The 17,917-nt window shown below is 39.2% G+C and carries 18 protein-coding genes; 12 read left to right on the plus strand and 6 right to left on the minus strand.

The window, feature by feature from the left end; genetic code table 11:
- Positions 1 to 77: 77 nt before the first annotated feature.
- The 3 genes from BR30_RS38250 to BR30_RS0129000 all read left to right on the plus strand — a co-directional run bounded on the left by BR30_RS38250 (position 78) and on the right by BR30_RS0129000 (position 3,029).
- On the plus strand, positions 78 to 254 hold the full coding sequence (locus BR30_RS38250; RefSeq protein ID WP_231507851.1) for a hypothetical protein: 177 nt from the start codon (positions 78 to 80) through the stop codon (positions 252 to 254).
- The gene (locus tag BR30_RS0128995) at positions 241 to 1,404 is read left to right on the plus strand and encodes a Gfo/Idh/MocA family protein (protein WP_026568090.1); all 1,164 of its coding nucleotides are present in this window, start codon (positions 241 to 243) and stop codon (positions 1,402 to 1,404) included. The genes BR30_RS38250 and BR30_RS0128995 overlap by 14 nt, the downstream gene beginning before the upstream one ends.
- Before the next feature lie 182 nt (positions 1,405 to 1,586).
- Positions 1,587 to 3,029, plus strand: a complete 1,443-nt coding sequence (locus BR30_RS0129000; RefSeq protein ID WP_026568091.1) for an alkaline phosphatase PhoX — start codon at positions 1,587 to 1,589, stop codon at positions 3,027 to 3,029.
- Positions 3,030 to 3,182: 153 nt separating this feature from the next.
- Here the strand turns inward: BR30_RS0129000 and tatC are convergent, their stop codons facing one another.
- A complete protein-coding gene (gene tatC, locus BR30_RS0129005; RefSeq protein ID WP_026568092.1) occupies positions 3,183 to 3,905 on the minus strand; it encodes a twin-arginine translocase subunit TatC in 723 nt (240 codons plus the stop codon).
- 63 nt (positions 3,906 to 3,968) lie between these two features.
- On the minus strand, positions 3,969 to 4,166 hold the full coding sequence (locus tag BR30_RS0129010; RefSeq protein ID WP_026568093.1) for a twin-arginine translocase TatA/TatE family subunit: 198 nt from the start codon (positions 4,164 to 4,166) through the stop codon (positions 3,969 to 3,971).
- A gap of 229 nt (positions 4,167 to 4,395) precedes the next feature.
- Between BR30_RS0129010 and hprK the strand changes: the two genes are divergently transcribed.
- Complete coding sequence (hprK, locus tag BR30_RS0129015) at positions 4,396 to 5,331, plus strand: HPr(Ser) kinase/phosphatase (RefSeq protein ID WP_026568094.1); 936 nt, start codon at positions 4,396 to 4,398, stop codon at positions 5,329 to 5,331.
- Positions 5,332 to 5,380: 49 nt separating this feature from the next.
- Here hprK and BR30_RS37065 read toward each other — a convergent pair whose 3' ends face one another.
- Entirely contained in the window at positions 5,381 to 5,527 is a 147-nt protein-coding gene (locus tag BR30_RS37065; protein WP_155928929.1) for a hypothetical protein, read from the minus strand.
- Positions 5,528 to 5,683: 156 nt separating this feature from the next.
- Here BR30_RS37065 and BR30_RS0129025 point away from each other — a divergent pair, with 156 nt between their 5' ends.
- A complete protein-coding gene (locus tag BR30_RS0129025; protein ID WP_026568095.1) occupies positions 5,684 to 7,015 on the plus strand; it encodes a hypothetical protein in 1,332 nt (443 codons plus the stop codon).
- A 72-nt stretch (positions 7,016 to 7,087) separates the two neighbouring features.
- On the opposite strand, the gene BR30_RS0129030 is transcribed toward BR30_RS0129025, so the two are convergent.
- Positions 7,088 to 8,131 (minus strand): CdaR family transcriptional regulator, encoded by a 1,044-nt coding sequence (locus tag BR30_RS0129030; RefSeq protein WP_026568096.1) that lies wholly within the window; start codon positions 8,129 to 8,131, stop codon positions 7,088 to 7,090.
- A gap of 585 nt (positions 8,132 to 8,716) precedes the next feature.
- Here BR30_RS0129030 and dapA point away from each other — a divergent pair.
- From dapA to BR30_RS0129065, 7 genes are all read left to right on the plus strand, one after another.
- A complete protein-coding gene (gene dapA / locus BR30_RS0129035) occupies positions 8,717 to 9,613 on the plus strand; it encodes a 4-hydroxy-tetrahydrodipicolinate synthase (RefSeq protein ID WP_026568097.1) in 897 nt (298 codons plus the stop codon).
- Positions 9,614 to 9,639: 26 nt separating this feature from the next.
- Complete coding sequence (locus BR30_RS0129040; RefSeq protein WP_026568098.1) at positions 9,640 to 10,962, plus strand: gluconate:H+ symporter; 1,323 nt, start codon at positions 9,640 to 9,642, stop codon at positions 10,960 to 10,962.
- A gap of 198 nt (positions 10,963 to 11,160) precedes the next feature.
- On the plus strand, positions 11,161 to 12,048 hold the full coding sequence (garR, locus tag BR30_RS0129045) for a 2-hydroxy-3-oxopropionate reductase (protein WP_026568099.1): 888 nt from the start codon (positions 11,161 to 11,163) through the stop codon (positions 12,046 to 12,048).
- Between the two features lie 162 nt (positions 12,049 to 12,210).
- Positions 12,211 to 13,563 carry a glucarate dehydratase gene (gene gudD, locus BR30_RS0129050; protein ID WP_026568100.1) on the plus strand — a complete coding sequence of 451 codons (1,353 nt, stop codon included), beginning with the start codon at positions 12,211 to 12,213 and terminating at the stop codon, positions 13,561 to 13,563.
- A 52-nt stretch (positions 13,564 to 13,615) separates the two neighbouring features.
- Positions 13,616 to 13,750, plus strand: coding sequence for a hypothetical protein (locus tag BR30_RS38595; RefSeq protein WP_269320660.1), 135 nt, complete (start codon positions 13,616 to 13,618; stop codon positions 13,748 to 13,750).
- 50 nt (positions 13,751 to 13,800) lie between these two features.
- Positions 13,801 to 14,928 carry a glycerate kinase gene (locus BR30_RS0129060; protein WP_026568101.1) on the plus strand — a complete coding sequence of 376 codons (1,128 nt, stop codon included), beginning with the start codon at positions 13,801 to 13,803 and terminating at the stop codon, positions 14,926 to 14,928.
- 112 nt (positions 14,929 to 15,040) lie between these two features.
- Entirely contained in the window at positions 15,041 to 15,757 is a 717-nt protein-coding gene (locus BR30_RS0129065) for a FadR/GntR family transcriptional regulator (RefSeq protein ID WP_026568102.1), read from the plus strand.
- Positions 15,758 to 15,960: 203 nt separating this feature from the next.
- Here the strand turns inward: BR30_RS0129065 and BR30_RS0129075 are convergent, their stop codons facing one another.
- Both BR30_RS0129075 and BR30_RS0129080 read right to left on the minus strand, forming a co-directional pair.
- A complete protein-coding gene (locus tag BR30_RS0129075) occupies positions 15,961 to 16,767 on the minus strand; it encodes a 3D domain-containing protein (protein ID WP_026568103.1) in 807 nt (268 codons plus the stop codon).
- A 214-nt stretch (positions 16,768 to 16,981) separates the two neighbouring features.
- A complete protein-coding gene (locus BR30_RS0129080) occupies positions 16,982 to 17,572 on the minus strand; it encodes a 3D domain-containing protein (protein ID WP_026568104.1) in 591 nt (196 codons plus the stop codon).
- Between the last annotated feature and the right edge of the window lie 345 nt (positions 17,573 to 17,917).

A 17,917-nucleotide genomic window follows, 5' to 3' on the forward strand; every position in this document is an offset into this window, starting at 1 on the left:
GGTCTATACTCCTCCCTCAATATCTCCATTTTATAATAACAGCTGAAAGTTTCAAAAGTGTAGCTATCCATTGACAAATGCTTTTAACATTCATTATTATGGTATTAACCGTTATGCGATACAAGTGTATCACAATGTGGTCAAACAGTGAACTTACGATTCGCAAAACTAATGAAAGTTTCCAAATGATTTCTTTATATAAACTGTTAAACAAACGTCAAAAATCGATGAGGGATTTAGATGAGTTTAGTTAAGGTTGGTGTTATCGGGATAGGAAATATGGGTAGTTTACATGTTCAAATGTTGAGTAAAGGACAAATTAAAGGAGCTGTGTTAACGGCGGTTTGCAGCAGTAATGAAGGTCGAATAGCATGGGTTAAAGGCAATACAAATGAAGAGGTGAAAATTTTTAAGGAGGAAGAAGCTTTTTTCAATGAATCAGGAATTGATGCTGTACTAATTGCAACACCGCATTACAGTCATCCGGAATTAGCCAAAAAGGCCTTTGCAAAGGGGAAACATGTCCTTATCGAAAAACCGGCTGGCGTCTATTCCAAAAATGTACTAGAAATGAATGCTGCAGCGAAAACTTCTGGGAAAAAGTTTGGCATTATGTATAATCAAAGGGCAAATCCGCTTTATCAAAAAGTTCGGGACCTTATTCAATCAGGCCAACTAGGGGAATTAAAAAGGATGAATTGGATTATTACAAATACGTACCGCCCACAAAGCTATTATGATTCGAGCAAATGGAGAGCCACATGGAACGGAGAAGGCGGAGGTGTTTTATTAAATCAGGCACTTCACAAAATAGATGTTTTGCAGTGGACAACGGGGTATATGCCAAAGTGCATTCGTTCAATGAGCAGTTCTGGAAAGTATCATGATATTGAAGTGGAGGATGATGTAACTGCATTTTTGGAATATGAAAATGGAGCGACAGGTGTGATTATAGCTTCGACAGGAGAGGCACCAGGTACAAATCGCTATGAGATTGTTGGAGACCGCGGGAAAATCGTCGTTGAAAATGAGGAACTTACTTTTTACCAATTAACACAATCTGAGCGCGAATTTAATTCTTCTTATAAAGGTGGATTCGGCCAGCCTGAATCCCAAAGAATCGAAATTCCTGTAAAAAGTGATAATGCCAATCATGCAATCATTATTCAAAACTGGATTGATGCCATTGTTAAGGATTCACCCCTACTTTCACCAGGTGAAGAGGGTGTGAAAGCACTCGAAATATCAAATGCCATCTATTTATCCACATGGTTGAACGAAACGGTAGTATTGCCAATCGACCCAGACCTATATTATGAAAAATTGCAAGAAAAAATCAAGCATTCCACATTTATGAAAAAGAATGTAACAAACACTACATTGGATGTCAGTGGGACGCATTAGTACAGGAAATCAACAATCTAGCACTATTTATTAAAGTCAGTTTTATTTAATCCTCCGGAGTATTTTTACATTTCTTTAATCTTATTTACTTAATTCTTACATAATTTCCATTATTCCTTAAAGATAGCTAGCTAAACTATAAATAGTTAGTTAAAGCATTAATGAGGAGGAATATTGATTTTATGGAAAATCAAGTATCTAATAATGGCATGGATCGACGCAATTTCTTAAAAGTGGGTGGAATGAGCACGCTCGCCCTTACCCTTGGATCAACGGGAGTGTTAGCATTGGGTTCAAAAGCATTTGCGGATACCACCAATAATCCAACGAGCGGTTTTGGCGGTTATGGTCCTTTGATTTCGGATCCGAATGGAATTCTCGATCTTCCAAAAGGTTTCCATTACAAAATTATCTCTGAAGAGGGCGGTCAGCTGACAAACGGCGGTAAAATCCCGGGTGCCTTTGACGGAATGGCAGCTTTTGAAGGACCTAACAATACGACCATTCTTGTGCGTAATCATGAATTAAGCAATGGTGCAGCAAATCCGGTGATTGGCACTAAGCCATATGATGCCGCATCTGCAGGGGGGACAACCGCTCTAGTTGTAGGTCCAAATCGAAACGTTATCAAAGAATATGTAACCTCTTCCGGTACAATACGAAATTGTGCAGGAGGAGCAACACCTTGGGGTACCTGGCTGACTTGTGAAGAAACACGTACTGCGACACACGGATATGTATTCGAAGTGGACCCGCAGCAGCCGGAGAATGAAATGTCCAGAACCCCAATTAAGGATATGGGACGCTTTTCTCATGAAGCCTGTGCGATTGATCCGGCGACAGGATATGTTTACTTGACTGAGGATGCATCCCCAAGTTATTTCTATCGTTTTATCCCAAATGACACCACTCAACAGCCGGGTGCCCTGCAAAAAGGCGGCAAGCTTTATGCGGCGGCGATTGAAGAGGTGGCTGGCCCATCAGCAAGTACCTTTAAAACAGGACAAACATTTAAGATTGTCTGGAAGGAACTAGATCCTCATTTATGCCGTGAGGATGCCAAGGCACAAGGCTGTATTGAATTCAAAAAATTAGAGGGAGCATTCTTCCAAGCGGGTGTCTTTTGGTTTGATGACAGCTCTGCCGGCGAAAAAAGTCTTGGACGCATTTACCGCTATATTCCACACACTAATACCTTGGAGCTTTTCTATGAAGCAACAGATGCAAAAGACATGGAATCTCCAGATAATATTGCCATGACTCCATGGGGCGACCTTTGGTTCGTGGAAGATGGAGCAGGTGACGATCGACTTAGGGGGATTACACCTGAAGGCAAAATCTATCCTTTTGCACATAACCGTCTTAATGGATCTGAAATGACAGGTCCAACCTTCTCGCCTGACGGAAACACGCTTTTTGTCAATATTCAAAGCCCAGGAAAAACCTTTGCCATCTGGGGTCCTTTCCAACGTCATAACGCGGCACGTGCAAGGGAAATGTCCTATGCTACTCCTTCAAAGCAATTTGCACCACAAGTTTCTGACAAGCTGGTTGCGTTTGCTGAGCATAATGGAATGTCGATTCTGGAAGCCGCAGCATTTGAGCGCCACGGACTGAAGATTTAAACTTTATATGAATCTATAAAAAGATGTAAACAAGCCTCGTGTCTAGTTTACATCTTTTCTTTTTGACTTATATTGATATTTACATAGGTAAAGATGAGGGACGATTTCATAAAAAAGAGGTCTTAGCACATTGTCTAAGACCTTTTGATAATTTTACGCGGCTAGATTCAATTGTTGTTTTCGCCGATAAACAACCCTTGATAATAGGACGCTGCATTCATAGAGGAAAATCAAGGGGATGACTACCAAAATGTCTGATAGAAAATCCGGCGGGGTAACGAAGATTGCGATTAAAATTAGGACAAAATAGGCGTATTTTCGAATCTTTTGCAATCGATAGGGGTTCAGCACTCCGACACTTGTTAAGAACATAATAATCACTGGCAGTTCGAATAAAAACCCAAATGGCAGCGTCATATGAATTAAAAACATAAAGTACTTTTCTGTTGTAAAGAAGGTCATAAACATTTCCTCTGACATCGAGAGGAGGAATTGAAATACCGTAGGAAAAATGACAAAATAGCCGAAGCAAATTCCCAAAATAAATAGAAGGAATAGAGCTGGAATATATGCCAGCGTTACTTTACGTTCCGATTCTTTCAATGCAGGGCGGACAAACAGCCAGATCTGATAGGCGGCCATAGGAATGGTTCCTGCAATGGCAGCGACACTTGATAGGATCATATAGACCCATAAAATGTCGCTCGGTCCTAATATGGCCAGTTTCACTTCCAGATCCTTCACTAGCCAGTGATATATGTCCTTTACATAGATAAAAGATACAATGAAGAACAGGATAAAAGTACCTAGTACAAATATGAGACGTTTACGTAATTCTTCAAAATGACCAATAAGAGCCATATCGTGGTTTTTCATTGGGGCCTCCTTATGAAAAAGAAGATGCAAGCCTCCTTACATCCTCCCAAAATATGATTTGGATTAAATTGCCTTTTCCTCTTTTTTGTGCTGTGTTTTTACGGGTTCTTCATCGGAAACTAAATCTCTTGTTGATTTTTTAAACTCCTTCAATGTTGATCCAACTGCTCGTCCTAATTCCGGTAATTTTGAAGGGCCAAAAATGATTAAGGCGATTACAAGAATAAGAATCAAACCAGGAATTCCGATATTTTGTAACATTTAACATTTCCTCCTCTTATATGTTTTCCTTTGTTGGCTGTAAAGTGCTTAGTGGATTGTCCTTTCCACCTATGATTATAGGTTACTACCATGACTATGTTAATTAAGGGAGTGTAAAGAATTGTAAACACATGATTAATTCTGACTTTGGTAAATAGATGGGATGACTGTTCCAGTATTATTCAGTATAATTCAACTATAGGAAGACTATTAGGACGGTGAGTATAGGGTGAAAAAAATAACAGTTGAAAACTTGGTTCGGAAGTTTTCATTGAAAGTACTGGCCGGTGAAGATCAACTGCAGAAAATGATTACGCAATCACGGGTTCATCGCCCAGGCCTGGAATTTGTTGGCCATTTTGATTTTTTTCCAACAGAACGAGTTCAAATTTTAGGGAAAAAGGAAATTACTTATTTACATAAGTTAAGTAAAGAGGAACGTAGAATACGAATTGGAAATATTGTTCATTATCATCCTCCATGTTTTATCGTTACAGCTGGCGAAGAAGGACTTACCTATTTAACCCACCATTGTGTTGAACAGGGTATTCCCTTGTTAGTGACGAATAAACCTGAGATAACATCAGAATTTATTACCAAATTGGATGCATTTTTAGTAAAGGAATTAGCACCGGAAATCGCTGTGCATGGAGTTTGTATGAATGTGTCTGGTATTGGGATCTTACTTCGCGGGAATTCAGGGGTAGGAAAAAGTGAGACGGCGCACACATTAATCCGCCGGGGACACCGGCTGGTCGCGGATGATATTATTGTCCTAAAGAAGCTTAGTCCGCAAACCATTCTGGGAACTCATGATGGGAAAACCAAGGAATTTTTGGCGCTTCGTAGTATCGGTTTATTGAATGTGGTTCGCTTATATGGCCGCAAGGCTTTTCAAGATGAAACACGTATTGCTCTTGATATTCATTTAACTAAATGGGAAAAGGATGCCTTGTATAATGATTTAGATCAAGAGTTCCACTATACAGACTATATGGGTGTTAAGATTCCATCAATGGAAATCCAGCTCCAGCCTGGACGTGATGTGGCCGGGTTAATTGAAGCAGCAGCAAATAACTGGTATTTGAAGCAGCAAGGATACAGCGCAGCTGAAGAGTTCATGAGCAGGATTGAGGCGGATATTGTAAACTCTGGTATGGAATAATTATTTAAGTAAAAGAATTGTTCCACTTTGTGAACATAAAAAACTCGGATTAATTTTTCCGAGTTTTTTCTTGTAGAACACTTTCCGCAGTTTCGATTATGCCCCAGTCCATTAAATTTTTTCTTTTCACTTCTTCATATATTGTTGTACTTTCCCCTTCGTCATTCTTTCTTTCATTTGAATGCTCTTTTTCCATTATTCATCACCTCTTTTCATTTATTTTGGGTAAAAAAAGGCTAAATTACACGGGTAGTCACAGAAAATTAAATTGACTTCTTAATAGGATTCATATGAAAATGAAAAAAAACGAATAGGAGATTTATTCCCCATATTCAGTCAGGGAGAGGTTTTAATGCGGAGTTATCTCATTTTGGGGATGTGTGTATTATTTCTAATTCAGTATTTCGCAGGACTTGAATGGCTTCAATTTGTGGTAGTCGGACTTTCTTTAGCCGCCTTTTTGAGCAGTGCCTTTAAGGCAAACCGCTTTCCACGCTGGCTAGGTATTTTCATGATGACGGCCGGATTAGTGATTGAATGGAATAAGGGTACCGGAGTAGAAGGAATAAGTGATGGGATCTTTTTAATTCTGCCATTGCTTTGCCTGCTGACCTTGGCACCGTTATTATCGATTCCATTAAGATTAGGAGGTTACTTTGAGTCCATCGCTGTTCTATTGCGTAATTTATTGCATCAGCCAAAAAGGCTGTATGCGGGAATAACTAGTACTCTTTTTTTATTAGCTCCAATCTTAAACTTAGGTTCTGTTCGAATCATTCATGAATTTTTGGAAGAAATAAAGCTTCCTTCCCTCATGTCTGCGAAAAGCTATCATGTTGGATTTACCACGGCAATCTTGTGGTCACCGTATTTTGGGTCTGTGTCACTTGTCCTTCTTTATCTAAATATTTCGTTTAAAGACTATATCGCTTATGGAATCGGCTTATCGTTACTGTCTTTAGTAGTAGGGAATATTTTGTTTGCTTTCTGGGAGAAAGCACATCCTCTTGCGGATGAGTTGGCGCCGGTGGTACCATTGGAAAAATCACATCGGATTCAGTTGATTAAGTTAGTATTATTTGTGGTAATCCTGATGGGATCTTGTTTGATCATTGAGATATTGACTCATTGGTCGATGATTGTTGTTGTATGCCTGGTTTCTATCCTTATCCCCGTCTTATTTGGGATGATGACCAAAGGGTGGAAACGGCTGATCCCACCAATTGTCGATTTTCGAGACCGAACCGTACCCATGTTGAATAATGAAATTATGTTATTTATGAGTGCCGGTATGTTAGCCTTTGCTTTGAAAGGAACCAGTGCTGCCAATCGAGTTAGTTCCTTCCTCAGCCAATTGGCACACCAATCATTTCTCTTATTTGCTTTGGCTGTTATGCTGATTGTCTTATGTATCACTTATATTGGAATTCACCAGATTGCTGCAGTGGGCGCCTTAGCCATGCAATTAAATCCGGCCGAGTTAGGGATGAGTAATATAGGACTTGCGTTACTTCTTTTACTTGTCTGGTCGATTTCAACTGCGTTAAGTCCATTCTCAGGTTTGAACTTAATGGTCAGTCGTTTTTCCGGAATTTCAGGTGTCCAAACGGGACTGCGTGCGAATGGACTCCATCTATCAATCTTTGCTCTTATAGGGATTGTCATCATTTCATATATTGGTTGAAATATAGATTCAAAAAAAATCAGCCTTCACATTTGAACATGTGAAGGCTGATTTTTTATAAACAAATATCTTTTACTCTGAATCTTGCATTTTATAAATGACATACCCAGTATAGAGTTGAAATAAATCTGTGAATTTTTTGGGATTTTTGTTGGTTAAAATTTCAATTCTTTGTAAACGATAGGCTAAACTGTTCCGATGGATATGAAGTTCACTTGAAATAGCATTCATATCCCCACTGTTTTTTATATAGCAAAGAAGTGTGTCAACAAGCTCTTGGCCTTTAGGAGTGATTTCAAGTTCCTGAAAGAAATGACTAATTTCGCTAAATGACTGATCTTTATTGGTTAAATAATCAATAAACTTTAGCTCTTGATAATAGCAGCAAGTGGAAGGCATTCCTAGTTTTTCTGCGATATCGATTGCTCGTTTTGCTTCGTGCACGGATTTTGCTACATGCGTACTGCTATCACTGATTCCAATTTTAGTACTCTGCTGGGTAATCATCGGTTCTAATCGCTTTAAGAGATCACTATCAGATGGCACAATGAATAAAACATTAGATTTATTCAGTTTGAATGTATACTCCTGCTCTTGTAAATAAGGTTCTTTTATCGTTTCTCCCTTCACGATAATGGCCTTTCTTTCCATTTTTAGATTGATGCCAATAGCCTCCCCATTATTGATAAAGGCTGCATCATATTCATCTAGTCGAAATACCCACTGATATAAAAACTCCTCCTTCATTTGCTCTTTTATCCTGCGTTCTCTAAACAAAAATTCCTGGTTAATTAATAATTCCGCCGTAACACGGACTAACTCAGCAAAAGGTTCAACAATCGTAGGTTCCCCGCTTATTCCGATTACCCCAATTATTTCCTGCTTGAAATGAAATGGGATATTTACACCTGGCTTTGAAGAGCCTTCTGAATCATAAATGGAAACAATCTTTCCATGTTCGACCGCTGAGATGGCCCCTTGATGAAAAGTGCCGATTCGATCGGCGTTCCCACTTCCAATAATCATCCCCACTTCATCCATGATGTTTACATTATAAGGAATAACCATCATTACTTTATCCGCAATCTCCTGAGCTAGAACTCTATTTATTTTCATTGGCTGTTCCTCCTTTTAAGAATAAGGACTTCCTAGTAGTACTTGAATGATTTGTTTGTTTGCCTAAAAAATTTTAAAGATTCTTAGTAATTTGAATGCTTGATTTATTTGTAAGACAATTATACAATAAAAATGTAAACGGTTACTACAGATAATAAAAAGTTTAAAAAAAGTTTGATTTATTGTAATAAAACGGTCACATGAGCTATCTTGACTATTTTAAACTTTTATAAAACCATAATTCTCTTGTTCGTTTGCCTAAATAAATATAGGTATACTTTAGCAAACTGAATGAAGATATTTACAACGAAGCCGTTTACAATAGACATGTGAAGAAATTCACAAACAAACAAATCGTCAGTTAATCTTTAAATGTACTCCATTATCACATGTCTATTATCTATCACAACTTTCGCATAATTTTTCACATCAAGAGGTTATTATTAGATTACTAAGTTAGAAATAGTGCTAATCGAAATAATAATCTTTTATAAAATAAGAATATGTGAAGTGGTTCACAATATAGACATAATTAATGGAGTTTTAAGAAATTTGTACAAATGATAAGTAAGGAGGAGTTAAACAATGTTTAAAGCAAATGGGGTTATTCCTGCATTAGTCACACCTTTAGATAGAAATGGTAACTTAATGGAAGATGCTTTAAGAAAAGTAATTGATTACACGATTGCAGGTGGTGTTCATGGATTATTCATTCTAGGGAGCAGCGGTGAAATTTATGGGTTGACTCCAGAACAAAAGCGCCGGGTTGTAGAAGTCACCGTAGACCATACGGCTGGAAGAGTCCCAGTATATTGTGGAGCCAGCGAGATTACAACGAGAGACTGTATTCAAACAGCTCAAATGGTTGAAGAAATTGGCGGTGTGTCAGCGCTATCTGTCTTAACTCCGTACTTTATGTCACCAACCCAAACAGAGTTAGCTGAGCACTTTAAGACAATCGCCAAGTCAACAAATCTGCCAGTGATTCTTTATGGGAATGAAGCCCGTACCCAAGTGAAAATTGATGTGAAGACTTGCGAGGAACTTAGTAAGGTTGACAACATTATTGGGATTAAAGACTCAAGTGGAGATATGACAAAAACAGCTGAGTACTTACGAGTAACTCCTCGAGAATCTTTTTCCGTATTACTCGGACGCGACACTCTCATTTATGCAGGTTTATGTCATGGGGCCACAGGCGCAATCGCAAGCACAGGAAATATTGCTCCTAAATTAGTAGCAGATATTTACAATACATTTGTGGCTGGCGACTATCAAAAATCACTAGAATTGCAGCTAAAACTTGCTCCATTACGCTTAGCTGTGGACAAAGCAACATTCCCTGTTGTGTTAAAAGAAGGTTTAAGAATGGTAGGAATTGATGTGGGTTATGCATTTGCGCCTGCAGCAGAGATGAATCCAGAAAGTAAGAAAATCTTAGAAAATGTTTTAAAGGATCTAGAACTTTATCAAATTTATTAATTTCCTAAAGGGAAGGAAGAAATAACATGCCATTATTGTATGTTGCTTTAGCAGTTGTCCTTTTACTAGTTTTAATGATTCCACTGAAAATGAACGGGTTCATCGCACTTCTCTTGTCTTCTATATTTGTCGGTCTCCTCGTGGGAATGCCAATTGATCAAATTTGGGAAACCATTGGTGATGGTCTTGGAGGCCAACTCGGTGGAACGGCCCTTATTGTTGGTATCGGAGCTATGCTTGGAACCGTTATGGCTGATGCCGGAGCCGCACAACGTATTGCTACTAGTTTAGTAGATAAAATGGGAATTAAACGAGTTCAGCTTGCTATGTTAATCGCTGCCTTTGTACTTGGCATTACGATGTTTTATGAAGTAGCTTTTGTGTTAATAATTCCACTTGTATTTGTCATTGTTCGTCAAACAAAGTTAAATCTTTTATGGGTTGCGTTGCCAATGTCGATCGGGTTATCAACTTGTCACAGTTTTCTCCCGCCTCACCCGGGGCCAGCAGCCGTTGTTGGCATTTTCAAGGCCGACATGGGATTAACTCTTTTATACGGTTTAATTATTGCTATACCTGTAGCTACTCTTATCGCACTTACTTGGCCTAGACTTCCATTTGTTAAAAAGATTAATCCAATTATTCCTGATGGGCTTATAACGAACAGAACGTTTAAAGAAGAAGAAATGCCATCCTTTGCATCAAGTATTTTCATTGCTCTAATTCCAGTCGTTCTTATGGCCGTTGATGCTATCTCAACTGTATTTTTACCAGAAGGAAACGGTTTTAGGCATGTAATGGATTTCATCGGTTCCTCAGAAATGGCTTTATTAATTGCTCTGTTAATCGCTATGTGGCTTCTAGGGACAAGAATCGGCCGTCCTCTAAAAGATGTTATGCAGTCTTGTTCCAATGCAGTTAAGCCAATGGCAATGATCATCTTGGTTATTGGTGCGGGTGGTGCATTTAAGCAAGTCCTTGTTGATGGTGGAATTGCCGATTACATCAAAGATATTACAGCTGATTGGAACCTGTCTCCAATCGTACTCGCTTGGATCATTGCAGCTCTCTTACGTATTGCTCTTGGTTCAGCAACGGTAGCCGTTATGACTGCTGCTGGGGTGGTACTACCTATCGCTCAAGCATCCGGAGTAAGCATGGAATTAATGACACTTGCCGTTACATGCGGAAGTATCGCTTTCTCTCACGTAACTGATCCAGGATTCTGGATGTTTAAGGAATACCTCAATTTATCGGTACCTGAAGCAATAAAAATAAGAACAACATATACAACCGCACTTTCCATCCTTGGTTTAATCGGTGTATTAATACTCAATATGTTTTTTTGATAATTACTTTCTTTTGAATCAACCGGGCAGTAAATGATAATCCCCTCCCCATTTAGTTGGGATTTGCTGCCCGCCATGGTTTCAAATAGAAAAGCGAAAGCGCCTAGGCGCTGGAGCTGGACATCTATCTAACTAAGAAAGGTACCAACCAGTACCATTCTCTTAATAAAAAATTAAATTTGTAGGAGTGAAGTAATAATGAAGAAAATTGGATTTATTGGACTAGGAATTATGGGTAAGCCTATGAGCAAAAACTTGATCAAAGCTGGTTACCAGTTAATCGTTAGTGATTTTAATAAAGATGCCGTAAAAGAACTTGAACAATTAGGTGCAGAAGTAGAAACAACACCAAAAGCCATTGCGGAAAAAGCAGATATCGTAATCACCATGCTTCCAAACTCTCCAAACGTAAAAGCAGTTGCTTTAGGTGAAAACGGACTAATCGAAGGGGCACGTGAAGGATTAATCTATATTGACATGAGTTCCATCGCACCGGCTGCTTCTCAAGAAGTATATCGAGCATTAATCGAAAAGGGAGTTGAAATGTTAGATGCTCCTGTCAGTGGCGGAGAGCCAAAGGCAATTGATGGCACGATTTCTGTTATGGTTGGCGGTAAGAAAGAAGTATTTGAAGAAGTGCAAGAGGTTTTAGCAGCCATGGCTGGATCAGTGGTTCACGTCGGTGAAATCGGTGCAGGTAACGTAACAAAGCTTGCAAATCAAGTTATCGTTGCCTTAAACATTGCAGCTGTCTCTGAAGCATTTGTCTTAGCTCAAAAGGCTGGTGTAAATCCAGAAGCTGTCTATCAAGCCATCCGCGGCGGGTTAGCTGGAAGTACTGTATTAGATGCAAAAGCACCAATGATGTTAGACCGCAACTTCAACCCAGGTTTCCGTATCAACTTACACATTAAAGACTTAACAAATGCGATGGAAACTAGCCATGAGTTCGGCGCTCCAGCTCCATTAACCGCAGCTGTTCTTGAAATGATGTATCAATTGAAAGTAGACGGTCATGAATTCGATGATCACAGCAGTCTATTAAAATACTATGAAAAATTAGCGAATGTTGAAATTTCACGATAATTCATATTGAAAAAATACTATAGAGAACGTGGCATGGTCGAATTCTACGTTCTCTCTTTTTAAAAACTAGGCTGTGTTAAATTTATTTGTTGATTTTCGCTGTAATCAACGGTTAAGTTTAACACAGCCAAAAACTAAACCATTTTGATTGGAGATATCCCCATGAATACAGTTGAGAAAGTAATTAGTGCTACTCCAGTTGTGACAGATATGGAAGTATACCCAGTTGCGGGCCATGATAGTATGTTACTAAATCTTAGCGGTGCACACGGTGCATATTTTACTAGAAATATTATAATATTAAAGGACAGCAATGGTAATGTGGGTGTTGGTGAAGTACCTGGCGGCGAAGGGATTCGCAAAACGCTAGAAGATGCAAGAGTGATTGTAGTCGGCTCATCCATCGGTAATTATAACAATATCTTAAATAAAGTAAGAAAAGAATTTGCCGGCCGTGATTCAGCTGGCCGCGGTTTACAAACATTCGACTTACGAATCACCATTCATGCTGTTACTGCGATTGAAGCTGCCCTGCTTGATCTATTAGGAAAGCACTTAAATGTTCCTGTTGCTGCTCTTCTAGGTGAAGGTCAACAGTGTGATAAAGTAAAAACACTTGGTTACTTGTTCTATGTTGGCGACCGTAATCGGACGGATTTACCTTATTACGGCAATCCAGATTCTGAAGTGGAATGGTACCGAATCCGCCATGAAGAAGCGTTAACCCCTGAAGCAGTTGTTCGTCTTGCCGAAGCATCACAAGCGCTTTATGGCTTTAAAGACTTTAAGCTAAAAGGCGGCGTTTTAGAAGGGAAAGAAGAAATCAAAGCGATTAAAGCACTAAAAGAAAGATTCCCTGATGCCAGGATTACCCTTGATCCAAACGGTGCTTGGTCACTAAAAGAAGCGGTTGAGCTTTGTAAGGATATGCATGGAATTCTAACCTATGCAGAGGATCCATGCGGTGCGGAAAATGGTTACTCAGGCCGTGAAGTCATGGCTGAGTTCAGAAGACAAACAGGTCTTCCTACAGCAACGAATATGATTGCGACGGACTGGCGTCAAATGGGACACACGATTTCATTACAATCTGTTGATATCCCGCTTGCTGACCCGCACTTCTGGACGATGCAAGGTTCTGTGCGTGTAGCGCAGATGTGTAATGATTGGGGACTAACTTGGGGATCTCACTCCAATAACCACTTTGATATCTCACTTGCGATGTTTACCCATGTGGCTGCGGCAGCACCTGGTGAAATTACAGCAATTGATACACACTGGATTTGGCAGGAAGGAATCGAGCGTTTAACAAAGGATCCGTTCCAAATCGTGGATGGACACTTAGCGATCCCAGATAAGCCAGGTTTAGGTGTGGAAGTTGATATGGATCAAGTCTTGAAGGCGCATGAATTATACAATAATATGGGACTTAACTCTCGTGACGACTCAGTCGGTATGCAGTTCTATATCCCTGGCTGGAAATTTGATAACAAGCGTCCGTGCCTTGTCCGTTAAAAAAATTTAAGGGTGGCTAAAAAGGTCACCCTCCTCTTATAAAGGAAGGGCTATGTTAAAGCTTAATATTGATTTTGGCACCCTGGTGATTGGAGTGGAAGGCACGAAGACTCCTGCGGGAGGACGAGGAGGCTCCCCGGACCGCCCGCGGAAAGCGAAGTGCCTGGAGCGGAAATCAACAGGCTAGTTTAACAGAGCCCCAAAATAGAACTCACTAAATGTAAAGGACAGATTATTATGAAGTTTGTGTTAGCGCCTGATTCATTTAAAGAAAGTATGACGGCGAAGAAGGCTGCCCTTGCAATGGAAAAAGGGGTGAAAGCTGTTTTTCCTAACGCAGAATGTGTCATTGTTCCCATGGCTGACGGTGGAGAAGGAACAGTTGAGTCCCTAGTAAGTATGACAAACGGAGAGATCATAAAAACAGAAGTCATTGGTCCATTAGGAGAAAAAGTAATTGCGGAATATGGCCTCTTAGGCGAAGGACAAACGGCCGTGATTGAGATGGCCAGTGCAAGTGGTCTTGAATTAATTAAACCAAAAGAAAGAAACCCTTTACTGACAACAACCTATGGAACAGGTCAATTAATCAAACACGCATTAGACAAAGGCGTAAGGCGCTTCTTGATTGGAATTGGCGGAAGTGCTACCAATGATGGCGGAGCAGGAATGCTGCAGGCACTGGGAGTATCATTTAAGGATCAAGATGGAAATGAGCTTCCGTTTGGCGGTGGAGCGTTACATCGACTACATTCTATTGACATGAGCGGATTAGATGAACGGATTAAAACCGTTCAAATGGATGTTGCCTGTGATGTCACCAATCCACTAATTGGCGACAATGGCGCCTCAGCTATTTTTGGCCCCCAAAAGGGAGCAACACCTGAAATGGTGAGTAATCTTGACCAAAATTTAGCACATTTTGCTGAGGTGATTAAACAACAATTAGGTGAAGATATTGCCCATCTGGATGGCGCTGGAGCTGCAGGCGGACTTGGTGCGGGGCTATTGGCTTTTTTAAATGCCCAGCTAAAAAAAGGAATTGATCTAGTCATTGAGTATACCGGCCTCGAGGAGCAAGTTAAGGGGGCAGACTACGTTTTTACAGGAGAAGGCAGCATTGATGGCCAGACCTTGTTTGGTAAAACACCTTATGGCGTTGCTGCAATCGCTGAGAATTACTCTGTCCCGGTAATCGCTTTTGCCGGTAGAATTGGCAACGGAGTAGAGTCCTTGTACGATAATGGATTTACTGCCATTATTGGGATCTTAAAAGGAGTTACCACGTTAGAGGAAGCCCTTGAATGCGGGGAAGAAAACTTAGCTTTTGCGGCTGAAAATGTATGCCGTGTATTGAAACTATAGGATAAAACCGAACGCTGCCAATAGAATGCAGCGTTTTTTTTTACATCATGTGAAAAAGGAACGTTAATATATTATAATAGGCATACAAAATGGTAAAACAAGGAGCCTAAAAATGGACGAAACTCCTAAAAAAATAAAAGTTGATTCAGTAAACCGTAATACTTTATCTAAGCAGGTAACCGAAAGTATTATCCAGCTATTGGTTAGTGGTCAGATGAAGCCGGGAGAGAAACTTCCTACAGAAATGGAATTAATGGACATACTTAATGTCAGCCGTCCTGTATTACGTGAGGCACTTAGTTCTCTCGAATCATTGGGTGTTATTCATCGAAAAACGCGGGAAGGTACTTTTTTTAATAATAAAATTAGCAGTCATCCCTTTTCCATCATGCTATCCCTAGCGCACGATAATCTGCAGGCAATGGTAGAAGCCCGAATGGCCTTAGAATTGGGCTTAATTACGATTGCTGCTGAAAAAATCAGCGACGACGAGCTTAAAAGATTAAAACAAACGATTGATGCCATCGCCAACAATAAAGAAAATAACTATGGTGAAGCAGACATTGAATTTCACCGGATTATTGCCTTAAGTGCTAATAATCCAATTGTCGAAGGGATGATTGATACATTAATCGTTACCCTTTCCAGAATCAATAGTGAAATAAAAATTCGCGAACCAGAGCGGACCATTCAACATCACCAGGCTATTTATCGGGCATTGGAAAAAAGAGCTCCTTTTGAGGCATTTCATCAAATGTATTTACACCTTGATTATGTTCGCCAAAAGGTTTTAAAAGAGTATCCTGATTATAGAAAAAAGGAAGAATAGATTAGTTTAAAACTATGGGGCCATGCCTCAAAAATTTGAACATGAAAAAGTTGAACCGTTTCGCTTAGGTTCAACTTTTTTATTTTTTTCAAGGGAAGCTGAACATAAAGGTAAACATTATAAAAACAGGAATGTTTATTAGAATGCTACAATTAAAAAATGCCACCCCTCTATAAATAAAGGGGTGGCATTTTTTAGAAATATTAGTCTATGATGGTTACTTCCAATTGTTTTACCCCAAACTCAACGGCATCTTGTTCTGAAGGGATAAAGACATCAATTCTGTTTCCTTTGATTGCACCGCCAGTATCTCCAGCGACAGCTTCACCATAGCCTTCTACATATACCTTACTTCCAAGCGGTATAACGGATGGGTCAACGGCAATTACTTTCTTATCTGGGTTTGCCTTTAGGTTAATTCCAGTAGCCGTAGTGCCAGAACATCCCTCACATGAAGCTGTGTAAGCTGTGGCTCTCACCGTTATTTTCTTTGAACTTTCATTTTTCGTTGATGCAGCTTCCACCTTAGGTTCACTTTCCTTTGGTGCTTGTGCAGCTTGCTTGACAGCTTCTTTATGTACTGTCTGTTTGACTGTTTTTTCTGTTACAACTGTAGTAGTTGTAGTTGAAGTAGTAGTAATATTAGTAGTATTTAAACCTTCATAGATTAATAGATTTAATCCAGGATGGATGAGATCGGTAGTTAATTTGTTCCATTCTTTAAGTTGCGGAACAGTTACATGATAATCCATGGCGATGTCCCATAATGCGTCACCTTTTTTAACACTATAATGTTTTTCTGGAGCAATCGTTAATTGATCGCCAGGGTAAATTAGGTCCGTAGTTAGATTATTCACCTTTTGGATATTTTCTAAAGATATGTTATTTTCGCGTGATAGATCCCAAAGGGTATCCCCTTTTTCTACTGTAATCGTTGCAGCTTGTACATTAGCACTTACAGTTACTGAGAGTACAGCAACTGCTATAATTGATAGTATTCTTTTAAGCATTCTTTTACCCTCCATGTTCTTTGGTTGCTAAGTTTTCTAAATAGTAACATAGAATTTTCTGAAACAAAGAACAAAGAGATGTTAAATCGTTTACATCCGTGGCATTAATATTGCAATAATATTTCTATGGACAAATAAAAAACACTGCAACACATTAGAAATAAGTAGTGTTTGCAGTGTTTAGTCTGGATATTGGGATAGTTGTCTCTTCATCTTAATTTAAGATGGTCACCTTTAATTTTTTTACACCAAAATCGATTGCATCCTGTTTAGATGGAATAAACACATCAATTCGATTTCCTTTGATTGCGCTGCCTGTATCTGCGGCAATTGCTTCACCAAAACCTTCTACATAAACCTTACTGCCCAGAGGAATCACAGATGGGTCAACAGCGATGACCTTTTTATCTGGGTTTTTTTTGATATTAATTCCGGTTTTTGTAATACCTGAACATCCTTCACATGAAGCTGTATAGGCGGTAGCTTTCACGGTAATTTCCTTTGCCCTTTTACTGCTTGTTGTTTTTATGACCGGTGCACTCTTCTTTTTCTTTTTCTTTTTAGACTGTGCAATAACTGGCTTTGCAGATACTGGGAATGGTTCAGAAACGACTGGTACCGCTGGATTCACAGGTATATCTGTTTCAAGCAAATCTGCATCCTTTTGGAGATTTTCTAAGGTTTGATTATATTGATCCCATCGGGTATCGTCTTGTTTTACAGTAATTGTTGCGGCTTGTACATTAGCACTGACAGTTACTGAGAGTACAGCAACTGCTATCAATGTTTTAAGTTTTTTTAGCATTGTTTTACCCTCCCTGTTCTTTTTAGCTGCTAATTTTTCCTTATCGTAACATGGATTTTTTTGAAACAAATAACAGGGGAATGTTAAAAACTTTACATCTGTGGCAATTATATTACGATAGCATTTCATTGTTTTCATAATAGTTTGAAAATAATACTTTTCTACTACCATTAAAAGTGAAAAGCCCAGTAGTGGCAACTACTGAGCTAAATATCTATTTGTTACAATAGTGTTACATACTAAGAATTTGTCCTTATAATTATGTAAAAGTTTTCCTATCTTACCATTACTTTTTGCTTATAAAATCAAAACAAGGCACAACATTCGCTGCACCTTGTTTTTTAA

Source organism: Bacillus sp. UNC41MFS5 (genome assembly GCF_000686805.1).